This window comes from Pseudanabaena biceps PCC 7429 (assembly GCF_000332215.1).
Classification (GTDB): Bacteria; Cyanobacteriota; Cyanobacteriia; order Pseudanabaenales; family Pseudanabaenaceae; genus Pseudanabaena; species Pseudanabaena biceps.
Genome location: NZ_ALWB01000057.1, coordinates 1 through 26,254, shown reverse-complemented (window position 1 = coordinate 26,254; position 26,254 = coordinate 1). Strand labels below are relative to the sequence as shown.

Here is a 26,254-nt window from a genome sequence, read left to right as displayed (position 1 = left end):
CCTGTTTTAACCGTTGCTTGGGCGATCGAATCCATTGCTTTCCTTGGCGGCTATCTTGAACATCGTCGTAAGTCTCCCATTGGTATTCAAGTTCTCTGGCGTGGTTGGTCTAATTTACGCGATCTTTGCCAAGGTTGGCTTCTTGCCCAAATTTATACTTAACGGGAAAAGTAAGCTGAGATACTTTGCACTTGAAATGACTTAACGCGGTCGGGGGCAAAGCCCCCTGTAATCTTGACGACTTGCAGGTTGTCAGCGGAGTTGGCAGGCAGGACTTGATATTCTAAGGTTCCTGGCAATTGATATTGGATTTCAGCTGCTTCGTTGCGGACATTAGCGATCGCACCAATCTCCACGCGATCGATCCCTAATGTTTTTGGTGTTTCTGGTGCTACCCAGTCAAATCGATAAAATAGTCTTGCGGTATCTTTGAGATAGGTATAGCGATCGGATACATCAGAACTAGCTCGCAGCAGTTTAGCTAAACCATTGCGCTCGACCCAAATATTTTTGATCAGACCAACTTTCTTGCCGATCGCATCTGCTAAGGGAGTGCGATCGCTGATTACCTCCGCAGGAATATCTAAGCGCGGTACGAGAGTGACTTTTCCATAACTACCCATCTCGCCATCGCGTCCGTCATTACCATTCTCTCCGTCAATTCCTCTACGGCAGGAATAGTAGTCAGAGCGAGAAACGCCTTTATAGGTGCGCCGATAGAGCCAATCATCGCGACGATATTCCGATACTCGCGAAGATGGGCGATCGTAATCATCGCCTGATCGATAGCATAGCTTCGTATCCCTAGAATAGGATTGCCATTCAGCTTTATCATCGTTAAAAGGACGACGGGTAATTTCCCAATCACAATATTTAATCCGCCATTCCGTTTCTTGGCATTCACATCCCTTTCCACCCACCGCACTACGTCCATTGCGACCGCCTTTACCGCCTGAATTACGAATTTCTAGCTGCTGAAGTGCGGTGGCATCCGTATAAAAGACCGTCGCATTGCCGCCATTGCCTCCACGACCACCATTGCCACCATCGCCGCCACGACCACCCGATGCGCCCACTAACGAATACTCAGGACGATAGGGCTGCTCACACATACTTGCCGATCGCCCAGTTTTACCATCTTGGGCATCATCTCCCATTATCCCTGTGAGATTATAGGCGGCAGGTTTACCATCAAGGATAATTTTGGTGTCTTGCCCGTCGCGCCCATTGCGCCCATCCTTACCCCGACTCCCATCTTGCCCTACTTGTCCAAAGGTTGTTTCAGCGATCGCCCCTGCATTAAAGGTCGTACTCACTAGTGGTAAAGTCAGAATTGCGATCGATAAAGTACGAACAAGTAATTGATTGTTCCACATGCCTAAAGCCTTTGAAATTAATTTAATATTTTGACATCATCATTTCAGACTGAGTTCCAAAGATAAGTAGCTAGGCATAATTAATTACAGCCAAACCTATAAAGTCGAGCCCCGCAGGGGCGCAACTTTATAGGTTTCCATAATTTATTTTGCACAAGTACTTATTGCAACTTATTGCAGTAATTGATCCCAAATTACATTTTAAAAATTACATTTTAAAAATTACATTTTAAAAATTATGTCTCTAAATCAAGGTCAGCAACTGGAAAACTATAGTGCTAAACATCCTCAAGAGGTATTGCTAGTAAAACTAAAACTCGGAGAAGAACTTGATGAAGTGATGATTTTCAAGGGTTTTTCCAGCTCACTAATGCGATCGACGGCTTTCGATCCCGATGTCCCCGTAATTCCCGATCGCGCCGAAATTTTAACCATCGATCGCCTCACAGCACCTTACCGACCAAATCAGCCTAACTATATCCAACAGGGGATAACATGGGAAAGATTTAAAGATTATTTGTGAGGCAGAAACCTCACAATTTTAACGTGGTTACTATGCTTGAAGAAACCCGCCAATCAATCTATAGAAAGCAGGTAAAAATTGCCTCATTGCTGCTGTACCAAAATATATTAGAGCAGGAAGTATGGGAAAGCTATGTCAAACTATTGCATAGCCTTGCCAACTTCGCTTTGGACGGTCATGAAAACAGCTCCCGCCATCTTAGTTATTTATTTGCCTATGGTAAGTGGTTTAGAGCCATTGCTGCTACAGGCTATAACTGGCGGGACTACGTAATTTTACAAATCCTAACCTCCGATAATCCCTTTAGTCGGCAATCGCAAACTACTCCCTTCGATCGCTTATCCATTGCTTTAGTTGCGGCGGCAAAGCATGACCTCAAAATTTTAGAAGAGCTGAGTCTCTGGGGTGGGGATAAACTCGTCGATTGGATTGAGTCCTTAGATGATCGCCTCGTCACTTGGCAGTTGGCCGAAAGTAATATGTCAAAGCTTCCAGAAATTAAGCGATCGCTAATTCTGAAATTTCAAACAGCCGATGATTGGACGCAACTGTTACCTGAATTAGCCAATTATTACCAACAATCGGGCACGGGTATATTTACCGATTACGATGCTTTTCGTTGGCGCAAAGGTCATTTACAAGGAATTCCCCATCCCGATCTGGTGCAATTATCCGATCTCATCGGCTACGAAACACAGCGACAAACCCTTTACAAAAATACTGAAGCTTTTTTGTCTGGTTACCCCGCTTTACATGTGCTGCTCTATGGCAGTCGCGGGACGGGCAAGTCTTCCATGGTGAAGTCGCTAATGTATGCCTATCGCGATCGCGGATTGCGCATAATTGAGGTGACTAAAAACGACCTTAAGGACTTACCAATCATTGCTGATATAGTGCGACAATCTCCCCAGAAATTTATCATTTTTGTCGATGACCTATCCTTTGAAGAAGAAAGTGAAGACTACAAGGCTCTTAAGGTCGTGCTAGAGGGTAATCTCTCGTCCCAACCCAATAATCTGTTGGTTTACGCCACCTCTAATCGTCGTCATTTGTTACGTGAATATTTTAGCGATCGCCCTAGCCTGAGAGATCTGAGCAATAGCAAAGAGGTCAATCCTTGGGACACCATGCAAGAAAAACTATCCCTCAGCGATCGCTTTGGTTTAACTTTAACCTTTTTACAAGCCGATCAAGAAATTTATCTCAAAATCGTGCATCATCTTGCAAAACGTGCGGGCATTAATTTAATGAATGACGATCTCGATTTTCGCGCTTTGCAATGGGCTACTCGCCACAACGGTCAATCGGGGCGTACCGCCCAGCAGTTCGTGGATTTTTTGCAAGCCGATCTCCAAATTAAGAATTGAGAGTAGCTAGGTGCAATTAAATATATAATCTCAAAACCTGTAGCGCATGCACAGCTTGCGCTACAGGTTTTGAGGTTTTAATTATACCCAGCTACTTTGCAACAAAAGCAGTAATCCCAATTCCCAAAATGGCGTTGCCATTTTGGGAATTGGGGGTAAGACTGTGCGATCGCTAAAATGACATTACCATTTTGAAAATTGGGATAATTGGGGATTGGGATAAATTTACTTTTTAAAAGTCCATTTCTGATGAGATAAAAAATTAAAAATCATCATCATAATAGTAATCAAAACAAATGCATATAAATACCAAACACGAAAAATATCTACCAATAAATACATCAAGCTAGAAACCATTAAAAAACTTGAAATCATTACAGTGTAATACTTAAGCAATCCTTCCCAAAAGTTACCTTTTGTCTTTTTAAAAGTAAAGCGCCTATTTAAATAAAATCCTATATAGTTAACAACAACTGTTTGAATTAAAACAGACAAGAGATAATGAAAATTTAATATACCCGTGAGAATATATAGTATGACTATATTTAGAAAAGCGCAAAAACCTCCCACTAAAAAAAATCTTAAAAATTGATTTTCTAGAGAAACATAGGAAGCTTTGGATTTGAGATATTTCATACTAATATTTGATTCTAGTAATCAACTTAGAAATTAACTGATGTTAGTTATTAAGTAAGTGGGCTTAATTAAATATAAAACCCTAAAACCTGCGGCGCGTGCGCCGCGTGCGCCGCAGGTTTTAGATCTGGATTTTAATTATGCTGAGGTACTTAATCTGACTTTTAATCTTGCTGTAACCCTTTCCCAGATGCGAGAGTATTGCCAGTATCGATACCATCCCGCAGTCCCTAATACTAAAAAAGAAACTAAAAGCTTCAACAAATTAACCTTCTGTCCATGAATTATTCCCGCTAAAGCTGTATTCATGCGGATGGAAAAAATGGCGATTCTTTTGGTGTTATGGCGAGACTTTTGCGATGCTTGCCATAGTTTTAAATGCCTGTTTAACACTATGGCGTGCTGTTGTTGAAAGTCATGCAAATAGGAACTTCTCACTATGGTTTGGGAATCTGCATGAATGCGAAAAGCAGAAAGGGGATGGGGATAATATATAGTTGAGCCAAGGGCTGCAAGCTTTAGCCAAAAATCCCAGTCGGCTGTGTACCATAGCTTTTCATCTAGTCCGCCAACCTGCAAAGCGGCTTCTCTTCTAAAAATGGGAGCGGGAATGGCAATAAAATTCTGGATGAGTAACCTCTTAACCAGCGTATGCGGCGGGGTTGCCAATGGATATTTCGGCAAAGGACTTTTCCATAAGCCCAAACATTTACCATCGCGATCAATAAATTGGGAAGCATGTAAAAATAAATTTACCTGCGGATGTTTATCAATTAAAGATTTCATGATGCGAAGTCGATCGTCGAGCCAAATATCATCCTGATGTAAGAAACAGACATAATCAGCAGTAGCAATAGATAGAATATGGTTAGTAGTTGCCACCCAATTACCTTTTCGCACTCCTTGAATAACTTTAAGTGGAAGTCTGTCTAAATAGACGTTCAAGATTTCAAGGGTTTCATCGGTCGAGCCATCGTCGATCGCGATACATTCAATATGGCGATCGCCCTGCCTGAGAATTGAATCTAAAGTAAATCGAAGATAATCTTTGCCGTTATACGTGGGAATTAAAACCGATAACCAAGGTCGATCCATGTTTTTCTACTTTTATATTCTCAATTAACTACATCGCTTATACCAATTCACAAAAGTGTTGTCCCACTGTTATGAATTCAAAATTAAACCCAGTCAGGGTTTTAAAATCACCAAAGGGCATAGCTGTTTTGTGATTTGGTACTTAGGACAAAAGTTCGCAAAACTAGACAGAAAGAGCTTTTATAAAAGATAACCACATCGTAAACAGGCAGCCTAGTATAGATCCTTGTTCAGTTTAGCGAAGTACAGAGTTATTGCCCACCTTTGACGTGGAAATAACTCTATGTACATCGCTTGCTTGAAAAGTGCTATAAGTAGATTTAAAAACTAGAAGCACATAACTTTCAGATTAAAAGATGGTACATCCTCTAGCTTTGGTTTAGCTATGAACTATACCACCCATCAAAGACGACTAACCTATTCCGAGAAATGTTTCAGAAACATCTACAATGGAATATAGTAAGACTAGCATTTGTATCTGTATTTCTGCTTACTCTAATGTGATTAAAGATATTAAACCTAGCCGAAATTAGCACAGATTTTAGAGATGAAGCGAAAATAGTCGAATCACATTACAAAATCCAAATACTCAAATCATGGACTTACTGTGCTAAATTGAAGCCTTTCATTGGTATAAGTAGCTAAGCAACGTAAGTTTTTATTAGAATATAGAACCTAAAAAATGAGAAATGGGACCTTGCGTCGTACTCATCCTTTAGGTTTTAATTTTTCTTAGCAATCTTTTGTTTTGTTATATAGATGTCGCCAAGTCTACTAGGATATAAACCCCAATAACTGACTGGCGACGCGCAGCGTCGCCAGTCAGTTATTGGGGTTTGATTTGTCTTAAGTTAAGTGACTGTAGCTATACTAGATTAAAATATTAAAATGATATAAATTAATAAGTAGCTAGACATAATTAAACCCCAGAGTCAAAGTCTGTAGAGAATTCTACGCGTGCGCTACATCTTTTTGGTTTTTATATTTAATTACTCTTAGATACTTGTGCATCTAATAATATGTATCTAATTCCAAGTAGTTTTCAAGGAAAACATCACAGCATAAATATTAATTAAGCAAGAGATTAAAACCAATACTAGTAGTAGGTTCTTTGCCAATAAATTTTTATAACTGAATCCTGCAAATGCTAGTGGAATTAAGATTGGAAAAATATCTTGGATATATCGAGTTCCGTACTGGGTAGCACCCGTATACCAATAGAAGAGATAAGCAATTACCATGCCAATTGCTGCTGGTAAAAATGCCCAGACAAACCTTTGCCTAAAGTTCAGAAATAGAACTCCTAATAAGAAAGGGCTAATAACCCACATTGCCTGTCCACCTAAATTAAACTGCAGATAAGGAAATTCCTTTAGTAGTTTAGGCATCTCTAAAAAATAAATTTGAAAATTACGAGACAAATACTCGAACGAGAAAGTAACTCCAGTCATTCCCCATTGCTGCCAAGCAATTGTATAGGGAGAGAGAAATGGATTACCTAAAGTCCACCATTGAAAAGCCCAAGTGATAAGACAGGGCGGTAATATACCTAATAAAAATCTACGCCAATTAGAAATAGTTGGTAACGATTGAAAGGAATAAAAAGCGTATATAGGAAATATAGATATCCCCAATATAATCACATAACGTATTTGAAAGGCGATCGCAAAACTCAAGCCTGCCCCAAAATATGCACGTTTACTAATGAAAAGCCATAGTGACAACAAGAGAAAGAAATTCCCTTGGCTATGCATGAAAAGCCATACGCTTCCATTATGAGCTGAATGTAAATTGGTAGTGCCCAGTATATAAGCGATCGCGGCTAATGATGACCATTGTCTAATTCCCTGTAATTGCTTAACTAGCAAAAACAATAAAATCGACGATCCAAAGATCATAATCGAGTTAATTATTGCACCACCCAAATACTGACCACCAATTAAGACATATGGTAAAACCATAAAAGTTACCATGGGTGGGTATGCAATATAGTGATGTCCTTCCCATTCCAACATTTCTATCCAATCTATCTTTTGAGGCAAATAAGGTTTGCCAACCAAAATCTCCTTTGCTAATAGCATTGGTGGAGTTTCTCCAGAATTAAATGGAGTTACTAGACCTAAAATTATGGCTAGAAAAATAAATAGAATAACAGCCATCTTATATGTTTGAAACAAGTGGCATATTCTCTTGTAACAATCAATCAATTGATTCATTTTTTAATTACAGATTGACAAGTATTTTGCTATGTTAACAAGTATTTTCTGCAAACTGAATAAATGTAGCTTATGACCAATAAAATTTAATTAAAATTGCTATAAACACAAAATATTGAAGCGATCTCAAGCTATTTTTTATAACCATGAAACACATAACAACTAATGAAGACAAGATATATTAAATGAAGTGATTCAATTTAGAAATTCAAAAACAGAGAGAACACTAAAATCAATAACAATTTCACTCATAGGCTTAAAAAACATCCTAAGAAATATTTACTAAGCAAGATTTACTAAGTTATTATAAATCTTGTTGCATTTCTTAACTCGTAATATTTTTAGCGATATACAATTTATTAGTATTATCAATTAGCTTTAAATCAATTTCTTCAATATAATCTGCGTCTGAATTTACTGACCATAAATCATGATTCCTCCCTCCACTTATAATATTTTCTGCCGCCCAAATCCCCATTAGTAAACTATGATCTTGATTATTATATTTAAATGAGCCAGAACGTCCAATTAATTGCAGATTAGAAAATTGTGTCAAATAGTTTCTAAGTATAGTGATTGCTTCCCGATAATTATTTGTATAAACAGGATAAGTTTTAGGTAAACGCAACACAAAAGAATCACTTACAGTTTCTTGATTCAAGAGGTTAATTTGACGCAGTTCTTGAATTGCAAGTGATATTAAATTTTCTTCAGATTCTTGCCAAATACACTCATTACTATTACACCAATATTCACAACATAAAGGGGTTTGTGTATTTGCTGAATTAGGCAACATATCTGGCGACCAATTTGCAAAGTTAGTCACTCTACCTAAACGAACTTTAGCATCATTAATGTATAACCAATTATCAGGAAATAGTGATTCACTATCTACAATTAAGTACACTAGAATTGTGTTGCGAAACCTTAAAGATTGGGCAGCAGCAATTACTTCTGATGGTGGAGATGGATGTAGTTGCTCTATTAGCAGATTGAGAGGGATTGTAGAAATAACATGGTTACAATCAGTAGTGGACTCTATCCCTGTATGACGATCGCGTACAACAATTTGGGTGATTTTTGAGCCGTCATGACAGCAACTAATTACTTCGGTACTTAGCAAAACTGGTTGATTTTGAGAATATAGGCGATCGCAGATTTTTTCGTATAGTTGCCCAGAGCCCAATCTTGGGAACTGAAATTTCTCGATTAGAGACTTGACTTTGCCACTATTCCCAAAAACTGCATTACGGATTGCTGTGCTTAGAGATATACCTCTAATGCGTTGGGAAGCCCATTCTGCTTCAATTTCAGTGCAAGGAATTCCCCAAAGCTTTTCAGTATAGCCTTCAAAAAAAATACTAAATAAGCGTTTACCAAATTTAGATATTACCCATTCCGCAAAGTTTTGAGGAGCGTGATTATGGTTAATACGACTTAGTAAATAGGAATAAAGGATATTAAAAGTTTCCCGAAGTCCTAAGGCAAACACAACTTCTTTTGCTTGAATTGGGTAGCGGAAATATTTACCCCCATAGAATATTCTGGTCAACCGATTAACTGTAACTTGTTCGTTTTCTAGTACATCATTCCATAATTGAATGACAGGTGGCAGCTTTGTAAAGAAACGGTGTGGTCCACAATCGAGAATAAAATCACGAAAATAAATACTTTTGGCTAGTCCCCCCACTTGAGACTCTCGCTCGATAACTGTGACTTGATGATGATGTTTAGAAAGCGTATATGCAGAAGCTAATCCTGCTGGTCCAGCACCAAGAACAAATGTGTGTGAGGACTTTGAGTCTGTTGACATAAGTTCTGATAATATTTTTAAAAATATTATCAGATTTTCGTTGCTATTAAAAAACAAGATAGCGATTTAGAATTTACTAAGCGATACTAGGGAAACATAACAATTTTGATATTAGTAGACCGCAATGAACTCGAAGGACAACTCTAAAAAAACATCTTTGTCTATAGGAGCGCCAACTATGGAACAGCTAATAGCAAGCGATATCCGCGTTAAGCCATCGAAATAAGCAATCAAAATATCTTTGACCCCACAATTATGAATTTCAGTCAGAGCATAAAAATAGGTTCGGTAAAGTTCCTTTACAAGATGTGTATACTCCTAAACAATGACTAGCTTCTTTTTAGCGCAAGGATGCTCAAAAAGAAACTGGAGAAAATTACTTGAAAGCCCAGTGCTAAGCAAGTAACTGATGGAATAACGATTCGCATAGTTTGGCTAGGATTCAGGAATCCAAAGGAATTTGATTCCCACATTTTCAGTGCATAGAGAGATCCCATGAAGCCCATAAAGATCAAGAAGATTCCACATATTAACCCCTTCTCTAAGTTGAGAAAATGTAACAGCTTTTTGAGTCGATAATCATCAGGAATTAAACCTTCAGCCATGGCAAAAGCTTTGGTGAATATACTAAACACCACGGTTTGGAATCCAATCACAATTGCCGTAGTTGAATAAATTAAGGAATGGACTTTAGTTCCGCTTAACAGGATGATCGCGGTCAGCAATCCAGCAATCATCAAAATCATGCCTGGGTAGAGAAATAGCCATCTGGGACTAAAAAGCAGTAAAAATCTTAAATGCCGCCAGCCATCGCGCCAACTTCGCAAATGGGGCGAGCGGTTGCGCCCATCGGGATAGAGAATAGTAGGCACTTCGGCAATCTGCATTTTGTAGAGACTTGCCTTCACGACCATTTCACTCGCAAATTCCATTCCTGTAGTTCGCAAGTTTAATGATTCGATCGCATCTTTTCTGAATCCTCGTAAACCACAGTGAAAATCACCACAGGGACTAGGAAAAAATAAACGCCCGATCCATGTAAGTACGGGATTGCCTAGGTATCGATGCAAAGGGGGCATGGCTCCTTTTTTGATACCACCTTTGAAACGATTACCCATGACCAGTTCGTAGCCTTCTAGGAGCTTATTGATAAACAAGGTTAGGTCGGAGAAATCATAACTATCATCAGCATCTCCGATGATAATATACCGACCTTCGGCATTGGCTATACCACCTCTAAGGGCGTTGCCATAGCCTTTTTCTTGGATATGGACGATACGAGCGCCTAACCGAGTGGCGATTTCTTGCGAGCCATCGGTGCTTCCATTATCGGCTATTAAGACTTCACCATCGATGTCATGGTGCAGAAAATAGTTTTTTGCTTTGGTAATACAGGTTCCTAAAGTTTCTGCCTCATTTAGGCAGGGCATTAGTACAGTTACTAGGGGTTTTTCTGAAGCTATTTCTTGCATGGTTTGTTGCACCTTAATTAACAGCATCAATAGCATCATTGCCAAGCAAAACTTATCCTGAATTATAGCATTAGAATTACGGAGATTTACAGGTTTAATTCATTAATGCAATATAATTCCAATGAGTGCCAAATGTCATAAACGATCGCTACCAGTTTTAGATGATGATGGTTAATAGAGGAGATTGTATAGCAAAAAGATGAGTGGTGCTTTGCGCCGCCCATTCAGCTCAAGAAGAGAAGATTGGGACTTCGCGCTAACCTTCTCTTTTGGGGTGAATGTAATAATGCGAGTGGAGATCGCTATCGATAGCGATATAGTTACGGAAGTTTTTAACAAGAAAAGATTTAGAAGAATTGGGGAAAGTTTGCCTGTTAGCTATCGGTTTTGACTCGTTTTACAATCGATAATTTTGCGATAAAAATGTTAGATTAATAGCTGCTGAGAGTAATTGCCGAGCTATCAAATCAGCATTCCCAAACTTTTTCGCATGTTAATTATGACCGTCAATACCGCTACAGCCAAGTTTTCCCCAGCCGAAATCAAATCTGAGGGGTTAACCCTAGAAGAATATCAAATGATTTGCGATCGCCTTGGTCGTGAGCCTAACAAAGCCGAATTGGGGATGTTTGGCGTAATGTGGTCAGAGCATTGCTGTTATAAAAATTCTCGTCCTTTACTAAAACAATTTCCCACTACAGGCGATCGCATTTTGGTTGGTCCTGGAGAAAATGCAGGGGTGGTCAAAATTACCGACGAGATTGCGATTAGTTTTAAGATCGAAAGTCACAATCGCCCCTCCGCCGTCGAGCCATACCAAGGCGCAGCCACGGGAGTCGGAGGTATTTTGCGTGATATTTTTACCATGGGTGCAAGACCTGTAGCTCTCTTGAATTCCTTAAGATTTGGCGAGCTGTCCGATCCTTGGGTACGCAGTCGCGTCAATGGCATTGTCAACGGGATTGCTGGCTATGGTAATTGTATCGGTGTGCCCACGGTGGGTGGGGAAGTCTACTTTGACAAAGCCTACAACCGCAATCCGCTCGTAAATGCCATGGCGATCGGCATTATGGAAACGAAGGAAATCGTCAAGTCGGGCGCTTCAGGAGTCGGGAATCCCGTGATTTATGTTGGTTCTACCACGGGACGAGACGGCATGAAGGGAGCGAGTTTTGCCAGTTCCGAACTTTCAGACAAGTCGGAACAGAGCCGTCCTGCGGTACAGGTGGGCGATCCCTTCCTTGAGAAAGCCCTAGTGGAAGCTTGTCTGGAAGCATTTAAAACTGGTGCTGTGGTGGCAGCGCAGGACATGGGGGCTGCGGGGTTGACCTGTTCCACTTCAGAAATGGCGGCGAAAGGAGGTGTGGGGGTTGTACTGGACTTGGATAAGATTCCTGCCCGTGAAACGGGAATGACTCCCTATGAATATCTACTTTCCGAATCACAGGAACGGATGCTATTTGTCGCCCATAAGGGAAGAGAGCAAGAACTAATCGATATTTTTGAACGGTGGGGACTTCATGCCGTGGTGGCAGGTGAGGTTCTAGCGGAACCGATTGTGCGGATTCTCTGGCATGGTGAGATCGCAGCGGAGATTCCTGCCACTGCGCTGGCAGACAATACCCCTATTTATCATCGTCAACTCGCTGACACTCCTGAATATGCCCAAAAAGCTTGGGCTTGGGACGAGCAAACGGCGATCGCTGCTTTTAAAGCGATTACCCCTAATGAAGCCCTTTTGCAGCTCCTCGATACCCCTGCGATCGCTTCCAAGACCTGGGTCTATCGCCAATACGATCATCAAGTTCAGAATAATACGGTAATTTTCCCTGGAGGAGCGGATGCGGCGGTAATTCGTTTGCGCAGTCAAGGTTTCGGCACGGGTGAGTTGGATTCTAGGCAATGCAATGTGGAATCTCTGGTGGGAGTGGCGGCTACCGTCGATTGCAATGCCCGTTATGTCTATCTCGATCCCTATGAAGGAGCGAGACTGGCGGTAGCCGAAGCGGCTCGCAACCTCTCCTGTGTTGGCTCGGAACCGCTATCAGTTACGGATAATTTAAACTTTGGTAGCCCAGAACATGCGATCGGTTATTGGCAATTGCATGAGGCTTGTCGCGGTATTGCCGATGCCTGCCGCGAATTGCAAACCCCTGTTACTGGCGGCAATGTTTCGCTTTACAACGAGACAATTAATGCGGAAGGAACTTCTCAGCCCATCTATCCCACTCCAGTCATCGGTATGGTCGGACTAGTTGAGGATGTGACTAAGGTTTGCGGTCAGGGCTGGCAATCCGCTGGGGATGCAATTTATCTGCTCGGCAGCGATCGCGTTAGCTTGGCGGGTTCGGAATATCTTGCCTCAGTGATCGGTGAGGTGGCTGGCAAACCCCTGCCCGTAAACTTTGAACTAGAGCGCCAAGTGCAGTTGGTCTGCCGCCAAGGTATTGCGCGAGGGTTAGTACGGTCGGCCCATGATTGTTCAGAGGGCGGATTGGCGATCGCTTTGGCGGAGTCCTCTATTTCTGGCAAACTCACGGCCCAGATCCAGTTGTCAGCGGTGGAAGGCTTACATCCCACCCAAATTTTATTTGGCGAAGGGGCAAGTCGCATTGTTGTGTCAGTCAAAGAAAGCGATCGCACCTTGTGGGAAGAATACCTTAGTGATCTTTTGGGCAAAAATTGGCAATATATGGGCAGGGTCAGCGAGGCAAATAGTGACCTGACCATTGCTATTGGAGATGATCAGGCGATCGCCCTATCCCTCGCCCAAATCACGAAGAATTTTAATGAAGCGATTCCCAAACGCATGGGACATGGCTTATAAAAATGAGGATGGGCGGCGCTAAGCGCCGCCCATCCTCAAAAACAATAGAGAATTGCAGCGCAGAGCGCCGCAATTCTCTATTGTTTTTTTCACCTTGCGTTGCTAAAGCTATACATTGCGATAGATTATTTTGTATGCAAAATTTTTGAGGCTAAGCGATCGCTATCGATCGCAAATAAAGAGGGACGTTCCTTAGAAGGAATAGTCATAGAAGTAATAAAATCGACTTTCCAACGCTGCACATAGGTTTGTGGTAGCGGTACGAGGTCATCCTGCAAGATTTTTTGGAGCGCTGGCTGAGAGTTACTGAGTATCCCAACTAGATCGTCAGTTTGACTGCGAACTACGACTAGACAGGGTTTTGAGACGACTCTCGCGCCATTGACGATGAGTGGCTGAACTGTGTTAGCAGCAGTTTGCGTCTGTGCAAATAGTAGTTTGCCTAGATCGACAATCGGCACATTCTGCCCTACTACAGTAAGTTTGGGAATAGTTTTTTCAAGGGGAATCACCCGATAAATGGATTTGACGGGAAGAATAAACCATGCGAGGCGCATTCTAAAAGCAACATATTGCTGCCCGATATCGGTACGAAGTTCGGAAAGTCTTTGCGATCGCAGAGAAGAAATAGCTGGCATAGGGATTCTGAGTTTTAAGTTGACTGTAGCTGCCGATTAAAGATCAGTTGCGATAGGGTTTGTAAGAGCTCGTTATCCTTAAAGGGCTTAGAGAAATATGCTGATGCTCCCAAACGCATCGCCAAATCTCGGTGCTTATTGCCACTGCGCGATGTGAGCATAACGACAGGAAGATCTTGGCAATGGGGGTCGGCACGGGACTGCACTAAAAAGCCAAAGCCATCAAGACGGGGCATCTCAATGTCGCAGATGACCAAACTGACCTGAGCGTTTTTAGGCAATGTTTGCATTTTCCGCAATTTTTCCATCGCCTCCAGCCCGTCCTTAGCCTGTTCAACTCGATAGTTGGCTTTTTCTAGGGTCATTGCGACAAAGCGCCGCACGTTAATCGAATCGTCAACTACCAATACCGTCGTTCTCTGCGTATCTTTCTTAGGCATGAGCGTGAGCGGCTTGCTAAGGGGAAGATCAATATCGATCGCCCAAGCAACTAATCCATCAATATCCACCAGAGGTACGAGCTTACCGCCGCCCAAGATCGCACAACCCATAAAGCCTGTGGGCAGAGGAATGAGACTCTGGACACCGCGAATCGTAACTTCCTGCTCACCCCAATAGCGATCGACCTGCAACCCAAACGGCACGTTATTGTGGGTTACGATCGCAATTAAGGGCTCATCAACAATAGGGCGGTTTTCCGTCTCTGTCTGTAATTGGGGGCGAGAGAACTGAAGGCGATCACCGAGTTTAAATAAAGGTACGGAATATCCTTCCCAATCGAGCAATCTCTGATCGGCAACGGTGTGGATCTTCGCATCTTTAATGAGAAGAATTTCTTCAACGCCGCTGACGAGAATTGCCATCTGTAAGCCACTGCTCTCAAACAGAAGCACCTTAGCAATAGATAGAGAAACGGGCACTGTCAAAATAAAAGTCGTACCTTTGCCCGCTTCGGTTTCAACACGGACATTTCCTCCAATTCTATTCAAATTCGAGCGGACCACATCCATCCCCACGCCGCGCCCTGAAAGCGAGGTTACGCGCTCCGCCGTACTAAAGCCAGCTTCAAAAATCAATTCCAAAAGCTCGATTTCGGTCGAATCATCCAGATCACTCTCACTTAATCCCATTTGTAAAGCGCGATCGCGGAGTTTGGCGAAATCGATCCCATTACCATCGTCGCTAACCGTAATTATGGTTTGGTTACCTCGATAACCAGCGGCAATTTCGATTTTCCCCTTCGGTGGTTTACCTTTGGCAATACGGGCTTCGGGGGATTCGATCCCATGGTCGAAAGCGTTCCGAATCAGATGTAAAAGCGGATCTTCTAAAACTTCAATTACCGATCGCTCCACCAATGTTGAACTACCACGGACTACCAATTCAACCTGCTTGCCATGGGATAGGGATAGGTCGCGGAGGAGGCGCGGGAATCGACCAAAAATCTCACTAAGCATTCGCATTCTCGCCTGTTCGATCGCCGTTTGCATTTGCCGTGAGGCTCGCCCTAGCTCGCGTTCGGTGCTTTCGGTATCGGTTAAAGCGGTCTCCAAGTCGCTGGATACCTCCTGCAACTGCACCACGCTATCCATAATTTCCCTTGATAGTACGTGCAACTCACTATAGGAGTCCATTTCTAAGAGATCAAATCGACTGGCATAGGGTAGAAAGGTTTCGCTAGGGGGGAGAGCTAACTTTTCAGAAGGAGGGGTAGCGGCTATGGGTTTAAAAGTTTCCGAGGTGGCTACGCGATCGTAGGCTTCTCTCAATTGGGCGTTGGACTCCTCTAAGCCATGCATTCTCTTATTTAACAGTTGCACTAGGTCACGCATCCGTTTTAACTGAAGGCGCAATCCACTCCGTTCCGCATTCAGTTCACCAAAGCGATCGCTCAGCAATTCCAACTGTTGTAAGGGAATCCGCACCGTAGTATCGATATTTTGTTCGGACTTATTTGGCAGATTTTCGCCAATAATCGAACCATTCGGGGTTATATCTTGAAAATCTGATATATCCAGTAATGATTGATCGAGACTGATAGTCGGATCTTCATAGATAATATGTTCATAGATAATGCTGTCCTCATTTGGACTAGCAGTTTCCTCTAGAGAATCCTGCAAAGTTGACTCTGGCGCGGGAGAACTAAGCAGATCTTTAACCGACGGTGGGTTTGCCGTTACTATTTCAAAATGTGTGGGTAAGGCTTGAAACTGGTTCACCAAAACTAGCGCTTGCGATCGCCGCCAAGCTGCTAATGCTGCGGTTGCTACTTCTTTAAGATTATTACTTTTGTCTGCTAAGGCTTGAGCGATCTCTTCACAAAGTTGGCTAAAGGCTGGTAACTCCAACATTTCACCTAAACAGCCAAACTCCTGACTTGTAAGTTCAAATTCTTCCTTAAGTAACTGCGCATTGGGATCGTTAAGAACACTAGTTAAGCGATCGAGGCAAGCATCCACTTCAGTCGTAAACATGAGGACGCGCATATCTTGCCCGACCTCTTCGGATAGAAGACTAGCTTCATCGTGGGAGGATAGGTCTCCTAATATGGCATGGAGCTGCCGAAAAGGCGGCTCAATCTGCTCCTGCATCCAATCAATATTGGGTAATTTGCGCTGCTTATGAATGTTGGCAACCTTACCCATACCATCGATCACCCCTAGAAATAGGCTTTCCATCTCAGAAGCGATCGCTGTTTGATTTTTGGCTTGCAAGATCTTAAAAAAGTCTTCTAACTGGTGGGCTAGCTCGCTGAGAGCCTGAAAACCCATCATGGCAGCCCCTCCCTTCATCGAGTGAGCAGCCCGCAAAATTTTATTAATCGCCGATTTCTGTAAACCGCGATCGCTCAAACCTAATACTTCCGTTTCGATGTCAGTGAGATAATCTCTAACTTCATCGAGAAACAGTAATCGCACTTTCCATTCGCGATCGGTTAATGTATCAATAGCCATATCGACCTCTACTAATTTTGATATTTTTAGATGGATGGTCAATCTATGAGTTATCTATAAACTTAATCTATAGAGTTATTTTTACCTTGTCTTTGCCTTATCTTTGCCTTGCCTAGGTAAAACATAAATTGACCATCAAATAGACCATCAAATATAGGCTATGCCACATCTACCTTAAATGTCTCAACCGAAGCTTGCAGCTTACTAGCGACGTTTGCGGTTTCTTGGAGAGCGATCGATACTTCTCGCGATGTTTCTGAGGACTTCTGCGATTGATTGGAAAGATTTTCCATAACCGACTTCACCGATTGTGAAGTTTGCACCTGTGAAGTAGTAGCCGAAGAAATACCTTGGAACAGTTCGTTTACTTTCCTTGCCACTTCCACAATCTGATTCAAACTTCTACGGGCATCTTCAACCTTATTCGTACCTTCAACCACCTGTACCGTACTAGCTTCCATGGATTCCACAACCTCGCTAGTTTCCTGTTGAATGCTCTCAACAATTCGGGAGATTTCTTTAGTTGCCGTTGCTGACTGCGCCGCCAATGCACCAACTTCTTCCGCAACAACCGCGAAACCGCGACCTTCTTCCCCTGCGCGAGCCGCCTCAATACTGGCGTTTACCGCTAGCATGTTGGTTTTGAGCGCGATTTGATCGATCAGCACGACTACCTTAGAAATCTGTTGCGAAGCTTCACCCAGTCTCTTGACCTTTTTAGCTGTTTCCGCAACGGTTTGCCGTAGTTGTAGGATACTTTCGGCGGACTTCTCGATCGCTAAACTACCAGTTTCCGCAGTTGCCGCCGCTGAGTTAGATGCGTCGGCAGCTTCTTTCGCATTACTTGCCACCTGTTGGATCGAGTCGGTCATCTGTTCTACCGATTGCAGCGCATCATCCAGTTGTTCTGCTTGTAGGGTCGCGTCGCTGGCTAGGGTACGAATCGATTCATTATTAGTGTTTACTGAGGTGTTTACCTGCAACGTAGCAACTTTTACCTGCGATACAACATCCCGCAAACTTTCCACGATCGCGTTAAAAAAGTCGGCAACGATCCCAATTTCCCCAGCAGATATCTTAGCGCGTACGGTCAAGTCTCCCGATGCTGCACCTTCAACATCCGATAGCAATTCGATCAACTCACGCTGAATGGATTCGCTGCGCAAACGCTCTCTTTCTGCGGCTTCCGCCGATTGTTGTACTTGGACTTCTTGAAGGGCGATAAATTCCTGTAGCTGTCCTGCCATTAAGTTGATGTTGCCTCCCAACTGAGCCAACTCATCTTGCCCTTGGATCGTAAGCCGAGTATCGAGATTGCCCTTACCTAGTTCAACCACCGCAGCGGTTGCATCTATAACGGGTTGGGTGGCGCGTTGGGCGATAAAAATTGCCAATAGGGTCGCCACAGCCCCTACGCCTGTAGTGGCAAGGAGCAAAATTAAAAGCAACTGTTGCAAGGGCTTAAGCGCAGTACTACTGTCAATCGCCAGTACTGCATCCCATTTTAAATCTGGCAGTCCATCCAACTGTGGTAGAGGAGCATAACCCGCAAACTGCTCTTGCGAAGTTTGACTGTCAACCACTGTTGCGGAACTTGTTTCCCGCTTGGCAAGGATAGGAGTTAATAAGGGAAAGTCAGATTTAAAAGTACGTCCAATTCTATCCTTGTCCGTCGCCAAAAAGAAACTACCGTCAGATTCAGTTAAGTAGTATTTGGAATTACCTCCACCAACATCCTTAATCACCTCGTCCAACGAATCCGTTTTCAGTCGAGCGCGAATAATTGCAATAGTTTTACCAGTGTTAACATCCTTGACAGGCGCGGCAACAAAGATACTAACTTTTTTAGATGAAGGGGATACTTCAGGTTGACTAATGAAGGGCTTGTCAGTTGTGAGAACCGTTTGGAACCAAGGTCTTTGAGAAACATTAGGGAGGGAAGGTTCGCCAGCGTCAAGAAATACTCGCCCATCTAAGGCAGCTACCGCAATACTGTCATAGACCAAATAAGACTTGAGATAATTTTCGAGGATTGTCTTTTGTTCTGGGGCTGTTAAAAGGGCTTGTACTTTGGGGTTGGTTAAAAATGATAGTTGTGACAATGTTTGAGCATCTCCATATCGCTCTCGCATGAAATATGCCATCCGAGTTGCCAGCCCCTGAGTTTGGAGAGCTTGAGATTGCTTGGTTGAGTTTGCGATATTTTGTCCAACATAAAGGTAAGCAAAGCCCCCCAAGGAAATCAAGGGAATCGTAATCGCCGCCACCGAAACAATCGTGGTTTTCGTGCGTAATCCTAAAGCTTGCCACCATTGACCAATCGGTTTGCGCTGTTTTGATGCAGCCTTTTTCCCCGATGTAGGCGGAGCCGTTGAGGTGATTTCCGTTATATCAATGGAGCCATTAGCAGGGGCTTGATCGCCCTTATCCTTGATTTTTTCAGTGCTATCGACATGGGTGCGCGAATCGAGAACCATTGATTTATCCTCTGTTAGTTTTATCTGTTAGTTTTGGCTGTTAGATCGAATTTGTATCGAATTTGTATCGAATCTGTATCGAAAATTTTTTGAGGTTAGGCTATATAATTCCAAAGATTTGCCCGTCCTAACCCTCTTGAATAGCAAATCTAGATAGCAAGCCTAGATAGCAAAATTGAAGTTCGCGATCGCCTCAGCATCAAGTACATATATGCTGTTATTGCCATCGGGAGCCATCACACAACCCTTGAGAAAAGGTACGGATTGGAGTGCAGCCTTAGTATTTGGCAATACTAAGGGAGATACGATGTCTGTCTCGGTAAATCGTAGTACTCGGCTGACACTATACACAGCTAAACCGAGAAACATATCGGCTATTTGTAAAACCGCTATATGCTTCTCAACCGTCGTCGAATCGAGGGATTCAAATCCCAATAGTTGAGGTAAGTCGAGTACCCAAAAAACATTACTGCGGTGCTCGACTAAACCAATTAAACAGGAATGAACGTTGGGCATTTGAGTAAAGCGATCGCCTCCCAATGTTAAGGTCTCGCGGACAAACTTTAACTGCACGGCGACGTTGATATTACGTTCCACATACAGACTCAAGTAAGGCAATCCCGCGATCGCTTGCGACTTCTCTTCCCGTAGTTCAATCGTCAAATTACTCACGTCATTCTCCTAAACTTAGAGACTGTACCGCTTGCACTATGTCATTTCTTGTAAACGGCTTAGTTAGATAGGCATCTAGCCCCTGTTTCATACCCCAAAACCGATCTAAATCCTGTTTTTTTGCCGTGCAAGCAATGACAGGAACAGCCCCTAGGATCGATTTTTTAATTGCTCTACATAGTTCCAATCCACTCATCTCAGGCATCATGAGATCTGTAATTACAACGTTAGGTCGGCTTTGCTCAAATTTATCCAACCCATCTTTCCCGTCGCAGGCACTGATTACAGAATATCCGCCTTCTCGCAGATAGTCACAAATTAATTCGCGTTCTGAATTCGTATCTTCCACAACCAATACTTTAATCAAGATCTTATCTCCTTGCTATTATGTTGAATTGGATAGGATGAGGTTTTGGATGAACTCCTAATTAGAAAATAATTAGTAAAGTTAGTAGAGCAATGTAAAAACGTCTTCTACGCGAGGTATCAAGAAGCCATTCTATCTAGACGACCGAACGAACTGCTCTCAATATATCGTCACGAGAAAATGGCTTAGTTAAGTAAATAGCAATTCCTTGTTTCATCCCCCACAATCGATCTAGCTCTTGATCCTTAGAAGTACAAGCCACTACAGGAATGTCCTTAGTGTCATCGTTCTTTTTTAAGCTCCGACATAGCTCCAATCCACTCATCCCAGGCATTACCAAGTCGGTAATTACTACATTGGGTTTCTTGTCTCCAATCTTTTTGAGAGCTTCCTGTCCATTTGTTGCAGTAACAACATTATACCCACCTTCGCCTAAATAGCTAACAATCAAATCCTGCTCGGAAGGAGTATCTTCAACCACGAGAATCGTCGTCATAATAGCCTCTAAAATTGCTTTCAGTTAATTAACTTTGCCTATTAAATACATTAGATTTGAAATTTCAGTCTTACTTTAAATCAAGTAATTTCTATCCAATTTTCTAATTCTAAATAGGACATAAATATAACATAATTTAGTTGAATTGTCCCACATACATGACTTAGAAGGCATTAAGAGACTATTAATCAGCCAAATTATGTATATTTTAGAGCAGGTGTCGCATCATCATTTTGAGCAAGTCTGCCTGCATAAATGGCTTAGTCAGGTAGTCAGTAGCTCCTGCAAAACGAGCTCTTGCGCGATCGATTATCCCCTTATTTCCTGTTACCATAACAATGGGAATATCCTTAAGGGCTGAAGACTTGCGAATTAAAGTACATAGTTGATAACCATCAACATTAGGCATTCCTATATCCAACAAAATTAGATCGGGACGAATTGAATTAATCTTCATCAACGCCTTCATGGAGTCTTGGATTAAGGTAACTTGAAAATCTTCTCGTCCTAGATAACTGCTAATAATACTCAGCATCGATTCGCTATCATCAATACATACAATCTTCCATGTTTTGGCGGATTGACTTTTGAAAGCTTGCGAAATGTTGGCGATATCATCCCCTGAGCTAACTTCATCAACAAAAGTTTCCGACAGTTGCGTGATATTTTCCTGCTCAGCTTCGGGAGCTAGATAGTAGGTATGGGGCAGCATGTCAAAGGGTGATAAGGGATCCCTTAACAGGATCGCACCATCACTAATGAGGATACTGAGCTGCTTGGCGATCGCTAAAGGATCCTTCGATAGTAATGCTCCCAATTGACAAAAGTTAAATCCCCGTAAAATGCGTCCAAGGCGCTGGACAGTTTCAGGAGACATGCTCTTTTCGGCGGTTGACTGACTAACTAAATACGGGCATTGGTAAGGAGAACGAATCGTCGGTCCAAGGCTGTACCATGCTTTTAGACGCTGATTAACAACTTCGACAATGCGATCGATCGATAAACTGCAATAGGTCTGTTGCAGGAAATGCTCGTAATAAATATCGTTAAAGTTGCCATTGGGTAAGCAGAGGAATGATTCCACTACTTCTTGGATGATCCGCGCCACTAATTTACCAGCCATCGGCTTGGGCAGGTAGTTCTCATCTACGAGCCAAAGAATGGCTAGGTATTCAACACAAAGCATTTCGCTCGTAACTTTGTATTTTGCCTTTTCGGGCGATGGATCGTCAAACATTAGCCGCAGTTGCGATCGCAGTTTATCGTTCAGGGAGGGGACTTCTCGGCTGAGCGATCTTAAATGTCTTTCTAGACGCTCAAAACTATCTAAGGAGTGTGAAGCGTACACCAATTTACCGCGTACTATATAAAATGACCAACGAACGCGATCGCGGACAAAATAAACGCATCCATCTCTGCTTAATTCCAAACTTTTTAAAAGTTCGCGAGCAGATTGTTTTTTGTCTTGACTTACATCGTCTATATGAATGTCAGAACACATCATAGTAATTACTACCAATTGTTAAGTTCGGAATTGATATCGAAATCACACACCTTAGGAATGTTTTGATTTTACGAATGAAGCCTTAAGCTTTTTAGCTCTTGAATTATTGAAATTATCTTACCCCCGTAAAATCCTTATCGGTCAGCAAAAAGTAGTAGATCGTTTTGGAATAATCCCCAATCCCTTACATTTGGCTTCACAAGCGTTATTAATGCTAACTACGCTGGATGAATTATATTAACTTAAGCCAGTTGCTTAAGTATTTAGCTTAATTAAAGATATTGAAAATGATATTTTTCAGTATCTCTCAGCTAAGCCAGCTAAGCCAGCTATTTAAATTAAAGCCCAAAATCTCAGAAATCAAGCGCAATAACTTCTTAATATCTCTTAATGGCTCACTTGTGATGTATCGTTAATTCCCTTATGGATTATTAAAGCATAGTCTGATCGCAAATGGAATAAAGTTCTTACAGATCAACCATATTTAAGCAATATTTAATAGCTATTAATAACTTTATTAATCCCCTAAATACACCTGTCAACTTACCCAATTACTTTCAAGAAATTAAATTATTTCATATTTTATTTACACAAATGCTTTTGATCTAGATCACTTCTTGATGTGATTTCTTATCCTAGTTTTTGCCTGCTCCCAAGCTTGCAAATATTAGCATAGCTGGAGATTTTTATGTATTATTTATATGTAGTATCTATAAAACGATTTTAAAGAAGCTTTTATCTTATGTAATTTTTATAAAAATGGTTTTAAGCTGTGTCACTTTTTTTGTCAAAACTTTTACCGCTGTTCTTTTACCCATTGGGTTTATCGATTCTTTTAATATTGATTGCCTTAGTAATTTTTTTAGGGCGAAACAAACGATCGCGCAATGCGAGCAATGTCACTTCTCAGGCAACCTTCAAACTATTCACGAAAAAGAAGATAATTGCAGCTTTACTCGGCACTGCTTTAACAGTTTTATGCTTGGGCAGTAATGAATTTCTCTCTCAGTTGTTAGTGCGATCGCTAGAATGGCAATATTTGCCCAAAAGTAATTTACCGCAAGTTGAAGCAATTGTGGTCTTGGGTGGTGGTACTCGTCCGCGCCTATCCCCACGACCTTGGTATGAAGTTAATGAAGCGGGCGATCGGATTTTGTACGGTTCGTTGCTATATAAGCAGGGTCATGCGCCCTTACTAGTGGTAACGGGAGGTCGAGCCGAATGGTATGGCGAAGGTGGTAATCCTGAATCCGAAGATATGGCGGCGATCGCTGAATTTGTGGGAGTACCGAGTCAAGCCATCATCCAAGAGTCGCAGTCTTTGAATACCCGTGAGAATGCGGTGAATACAAAACAGATCTTAAGTAAAAGAGGAATCAATCAAATATTATTAGTAACCTCTGCTCTGCATATGCCGCGATCGATGGAAATATTTCGTAAAGTTGGATTTGAATGCATTGCTGCACCGACAGACTTTTTAGCAGTCCAGCATGAAAACAATAAGGGTTGGGCATCAATTTTAGATCTTTTACCTAGCGCGGAGGCTCTTAAAAATACAACCAACGCAATTAAAGAATATATCGGATTATTTATTTATCAAATGGTAGGTTGGGCTTAGCAAATCCCTATAATAACAATTCACGAAAGTGTGACAACACTTTTGTGAATTAAAAACTAAACCTCGTAAGAGTTTTCAAGTTATAGCTGTCGCCAAATGTAATAGGACATAAACCCCAAGAATTGATTGGCGGCGCTTCGCGCCGCCAATCAATTCTTGGGGTTTGATTCGTCCTAGGTCAAGTGACTGTAGCTATAAGAAATGGCGTAGCCATTTCTTAACTTGGTATAAGTACTTGTGTACGTGATGGCTCTCTGATTAAATAAGCCGTAGTAATATTCAAAAAATTTATAAATCTTTATGAGCAGGGGCAAAGGCAAAAGTAGCAGCAGCACGAACACGATTTGGATCGTGCTGGGATTAGCTGCCCTCGGAACTGGGATGGGCGCGGCAATCGCCTCGCGACTTGTGAGCTATCGTCCTAATGCCGTTGCTGATGATGTGCCTGCATCCTCCTTAGGAGAAACGGCTAAAGGTTCGGCATCCTTTTGTCAATACAATGCTCTAGAGTCGGTGACGGCTTCCCTGTATCAGGTAAGGGCGATCAATGCGATCGCTAATGATCCCTTGCCAACCCTATCAAGTTTGGGCGGTAGCCTCAATGCCGATCTGATCGCCAGCTTTACTCCTGCCCCTTTCCCCCAAATTAGCGATCGCGCCCGTGCAGCCAAAATCCCGATCATCATGTATCACGACATTTCGTCGGTAAAAGATGTTGATTGGGATGTGACTCCTGAGGATCTCGAAAAACATTTTCAAATGTTGCAAGACGGAGGCTATACCCCGATCACAATGGATCGACTGGTAAGCTATCTGCGTACGGGGGGACAACTACCAGAAAAGCCTGTATTGCTTACCTTTGATGACAATTATTTGGGGCAATATAAATATGCATTCCCATTATTAAAGAAATATAACTATCCTGCGGTATGGTCAGTGCATACCCGTTTTGTGGGGACGGGTGGGAAAAAGCCTAAGGCAACATGGGATCAGCTAAGGGAAATGCAAAAAAGCGGCTTGATCACCGTGGCATCCCATACCGTAAATCATCTCAATATGAAAAATCTGAGTGATGCGGAAATTGATCGCGAAGTACTGGAATCCAAAAAAGTACTTGAAAAAGAATTAGGAATTACCATCGATTACTTTACCTATCCTGAAGGGGACTTTACCGAACGGGCAAAGGATAAAGTCAAGGATGTGGGCTATAAAGCGGCACTTTCCATGAGTCTCGATCCGCGCCAAGAGCGATCGGCAAATGAATCGGAGGATTTACTTTCGATTATGCGTTTCGGTCAATCGCGATTTAGCGAAGCGATCGAGCAAGCATCAGGAGGAACAGCCTCAAATCAGATGGCGCTATTGCCAAACGTAAGTAATGGTTCTATCGATTTCACTACTCCCGTGGAAAAACGTAAAGTTACCATTGACGGGTTGTCCCTCACCTTGGTATATGGGGGCAAAGCTGTCACCGCCCATGCGGACAAGCGGGCTCAGGTTGCGGAGATCATGTCCATGACCCCTAATGCGATCGCCGCCGTGGATGGCGGCTTTTTCTCCCTAGAACGCATCGATGGAAATACGATGATCGGCCCCGTCATGAGTCAGTTTTCCAGCAATTCAGGCATTTTCAACACTGGTAATAAGGGTGAAAACCCACTTTTGAATGGTCGACCTCTAGTTTTGATCGGACCAACTTCTGTCAAATTTATCCCCTTTAATGCCGCTAAGCATACTTCCCTAGAGGCTGTGCGATCGGAGATGTCCGATGTAACCGATGCTTTTGTTGCGGCTGGTTGGCTCGTGCGCGATGGTAAGCCTCAATCCGCCGAATCCTTTGGCAGACTTTACGGGTTTGATGCTAGTCGCGATCGCGCGTTTTGGGGAATTGACCGTTCGGGAAGACCTGTAATTGGCGTAACTATGGAAATGATCGATTCTGTCGGTTTGGGCAAAATCTTAGCCAAGGGAGGTTTACAGGATGTGGTTATGCTGGATTCAGGAGCTAGTGCCTCTCTTGCCTATCGAGGTAAATCTGTCATGGCGTACGAACCAAGACCCGTACCCCATATTGTCGCTTTATTACCGCCCGATCCTGTCCGTACTGAAACGGCAGATAAACCTAATTGTCCCGTCAGTTTCAATCCTCAGAATTAAAACCCAAAAGAAGATTGGCGCGCACTTCGTGCGCGCCAATCTTCTT

The 26,254-nt window shown here is 42.5% G+C and carries 18 protein-coding genes and 1 pseudogene; 6 read left to right on the top strand and 13 right to left on the bottom strand.

Going from position 1 to position 26,254, the window contains the following annotated elements; translation table 11 throughout:
• Positions 1-158 precede the first annotated feature (158 nt).
• Entirely contained in the window at positions 159-1,376 is a 1,218-nt protein-coding gene (locus PSE7429_RS08585) for a hypothetical protein (protein ID WP_009626745.1), read from the bottom strand.
• 238 nt (positions 1,377-1,614) lie between these two features.
• Between PSE7429_RS08585 and PSE7429_RS08580 the strand changes: the two genes are divergently transcribed.
• On the top strand, positions 1,615-1,899 hold the full coding sequence (locus PSE7429_RS08580; protein ID WP_009626744.1) for a DUF7734 family protein: 285 nt from the start codon (positions 1,615-1,617) through the stop codon (positions 1,897-1,899).
• A gap of 32 nt (positions 1,900-1,931) precedes the next feature.
• Entirely contained in the window at positions 1,932-3,266 is a 1,335-nt protein-coding gene (locus PSE7429_RS08575; protein WP_009626743.1) for an ATP-binding protein, read from the top strand.
• A gap of 225 nt (positions 3,267-3,491) precedes the next feature.
• On the opposite strand, the gene PSE7429_RS08570 is transcribed toward PSE7429_RS08575, so the two are convergent.
• Both PSE7429_RS08570 and PSE7429_RS08565 read right to left on the bottom strand, forming a co-directional pair.
• Positions 3,492-3,902 (bottom strand): GtrA family protein, encoded by a 411-nt coding sequence (locus tag PSE7429_RS08570; protein WP_009626742.1) that lies wholly within the window; start codon positions 3,900-3,902, stop codon positions 3,492-3,494.
• Between the two features lie 138 nt (positions 3,903-4,040).
• Complete coding sequence (locus tag PSE7429_RS08565; protein ID WP_009626741.1) at positions 4,041-4,997, bottom strand: glycosyltransferase; 957 nt, start codon at positions 4,995-4,997, stop codon at positions 4,041-4,043.
• A 429-nt stretch (positions 4,998-5,426) separates the two neighbouring features.
• Here PSE7429_RS08565 and PSE7429_RS28155 point away from each other — a divergent pair.
• Positions 5,427-5,576 (top strand): annotated as a pseudogene (locus tag PSE7429_RS28155) (IS4 family transposase); the annotation flags it as partial.
• Positions 5,577-6,022: 446 nt separating this feature from the next.
• On the opposite strand, the gene PSE7429_RS08560 reads toward PSE7429_RS28155, so the two are convergent.
• The 3 genes from PSE7429_RS08560 to PSE7429_RS08550 all read right to left on the bottom strand — a co-directional run bounded on the left by PSE7429_RS08560 (position 6,023) and on the right by PSE7429_RS08550 (position 10,525).
• Positions 6,023-7,156 (bottom strand): hypothetical protein, encoded by a 1,134-nt coding sequence (locus PSE7429_RS08560; RefSeq protein ID WP_144052498.1) that lies wholly within the window; start codon positions 7,154-7,156, stop codon positions 6,023-6,025.
• Positions 7,157-7,538: 382 nt separating this feature from the next.
• A complete protein-coding gene (locus tag PSE7429_RS08555; protein ID WP_009626739.1) occupies positions 7,539-9,026 on the bottom strand; it encodes an NAD(P)/FAD-dependent oxidoreductase in 1,488 nt (495 codons plus the stop codon).
• A 329-nt stretch (positions 9,027-9,355) separates the two neighbouring features.
• The gene (locus PSE7429_RS08550) at positions 9,356-10,525 is read right to left on the bottom strand and encodes a glycosyltransferase family 2 protein (protein ID WP_040687843.1); all 1,170 of its coding nucleotides are present in this window, start codon (positions 10,523-10,525) and stop codon (positions 9,356-9,358) included.
• A 472-nt stretch (positions 10,526-10,997) separates the two neighbouring features.
• Between PSE7429_RS08550 and purL the strand changes: the two genes are divergently transcribed.
• On the top strand, positions 10,998-13,325 hold the full coding sequence (gene purL, locus PSE7429_RS08545) for a phosphoribosylformylglycinamidine synthase subunit PurL (RefSeq protein ID WP_040687841.1): 2,328 nt from the start codon (positions 10,998-11,000) through the stop codon (positions 13,323-13,325).
• A 125-nt stretch (positions 13,326-13,450) separates the two neighbouring features.
• On the opposite strand, the gene PSE7429_RS08540 is transcribed toward purL, so the two are convergent.
• The 7 genes from PSE7429_RS08540 to PSE7429_RS08510 form a co-directional block, all read right to left on the bottom strand.
• Positions 13,451-13,963, bottom strand: coding sequence for a chemotaxis protein CheW (locus tag PSE7429_RS08540; RefSeq protein ID WP_009626736.1), 513 nt, complete (start codon positions 13,961-13,963; stop codon positions 13,451-13,453).
• A 14-nt stretch (positions 13,964-13,977) separates the two neighbouring features.
• Positions 13,978-16,917, bottom strand: a complete 2,940-nt coding sequence (locus PSE7429_RS08535; protein ID WP_009626735.1) for a hybrid sensor histidine kinase/response regulator — start codon at positions 16,915-16,917, stop codon at positions 13,978-13,980.
• A 158-nt stretch (positions 16,918-17,075) separates the two neighbouring features.
• Positions 17,076-19,394, bottom strand: a complete 2,319-nt coding sequence (locus PSE7429_RS08530) for a methyl-accepting chemotaxis protein (RefSeq protein ID WP_009626734.1) — start codon at positions 19,392-19,394, stop codon at positions 17,076-17,078.
• Positions 19,395-19,556: 162 nt separating this feature from the next.
• The gene (locus PSE7429_RS08525) at positions 19,557-20,066 is read right to left on the bottom strand and encodes a chemotaxis protein CheW (protein WP_009626733.1); all 510 of its coding nucleotides are present in this window, start codon (positions 20,064-20,066) and stop codon (positions 19,557-19,559) included.
• Position 20,067: 1 nt separating this feature from the next.
• Complete coding sequence (locus PSE7429_RS08520) at positions 20,068-20,433, bottom strand: response regulator transcription factor (RefSeq protein ID WP_009626732.1); 366 nt, start codon at positions 20,431-20,433, stop codon at positions 20,068-20,070.
• 136 nt (positions 20,434-20,569) lie between these two features.
• The gene (locus PSE7429_RS08515; protein WP_009626731.1) at positions 20,570-20,929 is read right to left on the bottom strand and encodes a response regulator; all 360 of its coding nucleotides are present in this window, start codon (positions 20,927-20,929) and stop codon (positions 20,570-20,572) included.
• A 208-nt stretch (positions 20,930-21,137) separates the two neighbouring features.
• Complete coding sequence (locus tag PSE7429_RS08510; protein ID WP_009626730.1) at positions 21,138-22,433, bottom strand: response regulator; 1,296 nt, start codon at positions 22,431-22,433, stop codon at positions 21,138-21,140.
• A gap of 772 nt (positions 22,434-23,205) precedes the next feature.
• Here PSE7429_RS08510 and PSE7429_RS08505 point away from each other — a divergent pair.
• A complete protein-coding gene (locus PSE7429_RS08505) occupies positions 23,206-24,051 on the top strand; it encodes a YdcF family protein (protein ID WP_009626729.1) in 846 nt (281 codons plus the stop codon).
• Positions 24,052-24,351: 300 nt separating this feature from the next.
• Positions 24,352-26,208, top strand: a complete 1,857-nt coding sequence (locus PSE7429_RS08500) for a polysaccharide deacetylase family protein (RefSeq protein WP_009626728.1) — start codon at positions 24,352-24,354, stop codon at positions 26,206-26,208.
• The last annotated feature ends 46 nt before the right edge of the window (positions 26,209-26,254 follow it).

Coding starts and splice junctions, on each gene's coding strand:
- PSE7429_RS08560 (WP_144052498.1), bottom strand. CDS start 7,156: ATGGCTGTTATTCTATTTATTTTTCTAGCCATAATTTTAGGTCTAGTA.
- PSE7429_RS08515 (WP_009626731.1), bottom strand. CDS start 20,929: ATGACGACGATTCTCGTGGTTGAAGATACTCCTTCCGAGCAGGATTTG.
- PSE7429_RS08550 (WP_040687843.1), bottom strand. CDS start 10,525: ATGCTGTTAATTAAGGTGCAACAAACCATGCAAGAAATAGCTTCAGAA.
- PSE7429_RS08555 (WP_009626739.1), bottom strand. CDS start 9,026: ATGTCAACAGACTCAAAGTCCTCACACACATTTGTTCTTGGTGCTGGA.
- PSE7429_RS08565 (WP_009626741.1), bottom strand. CDS start 4,997: ATGGATCGACCTTGGTTATCGGTTTTAATTCCCACGTATAACGGCAAA.
- PSE7429_RS08575 (WP_009626743.1), top strand. CDS start 1,932: ATGCTTGAAGAAACCCGCCAATCAATCTATAGAAAGCAGGTAAAAATT.
- PSE7429_RS08530 (WP_009626734.1), bottom strand. CDS start 19,394: ATGGTTCTCGATTCGCGCACCCATGTCGATAGCACTGAAAAAATCAAG.
- PSE7429_RS08580 (WP_009626744.1), top strand. CDS start 1,615: ATGTCTCTAAATCAAGGTCAGCAACTGGAAAACTATAGTGCTAAACAT.
- PSE7429_RS08535 (WP_009626735.1), bottom strand. CDS start 16,917: ATGGCTATTGATACATTAACCGATCGCGAATGGAAAGTGCGATTACTG.
- purL (WP_040687841.1), top strand. CDS start 10,998: ATGACCGTCAATACCGCTACAGCCAAGTTTTCCCCAGCCGAAATCAAA.
- PSE7429_RS08510 (WP_009626730.1), bottom strand. CDS start 22,433: ATGATGTGTTCTGACATTCATATAGACGATGTAAGTCAAGACAAAAAA.
- PSE7429_RS08570 (WP_009626742.1), bottom strand. CDS start 3,902: ATGAAATATCTCAAATCCAAAGCTTCCTATGTTTCTCTAGAAAATCAA.
- PSE7429_RS08500 (WP_009626728.1), top strand. CDS start 24,352: ATGAGCAGGGGCAAAGGCAAAAGTAGCAGCAGCACGAACACGATTTGG.
- PSE7429_RS08585 (WP_009626745.1), bottom strand. CDS start 1,376: ATGTGGAACAATCAATTACTTGTTCGTACTTTATCGATCGCAATTCTG.
- PSE7429_RS08540 (WP_009626736.1), bottom strand. CDS start 13,963: ATGCCAGCTATTTCTTCTCTGCGATCGCAAAGACTTTCCGAACTTCGT.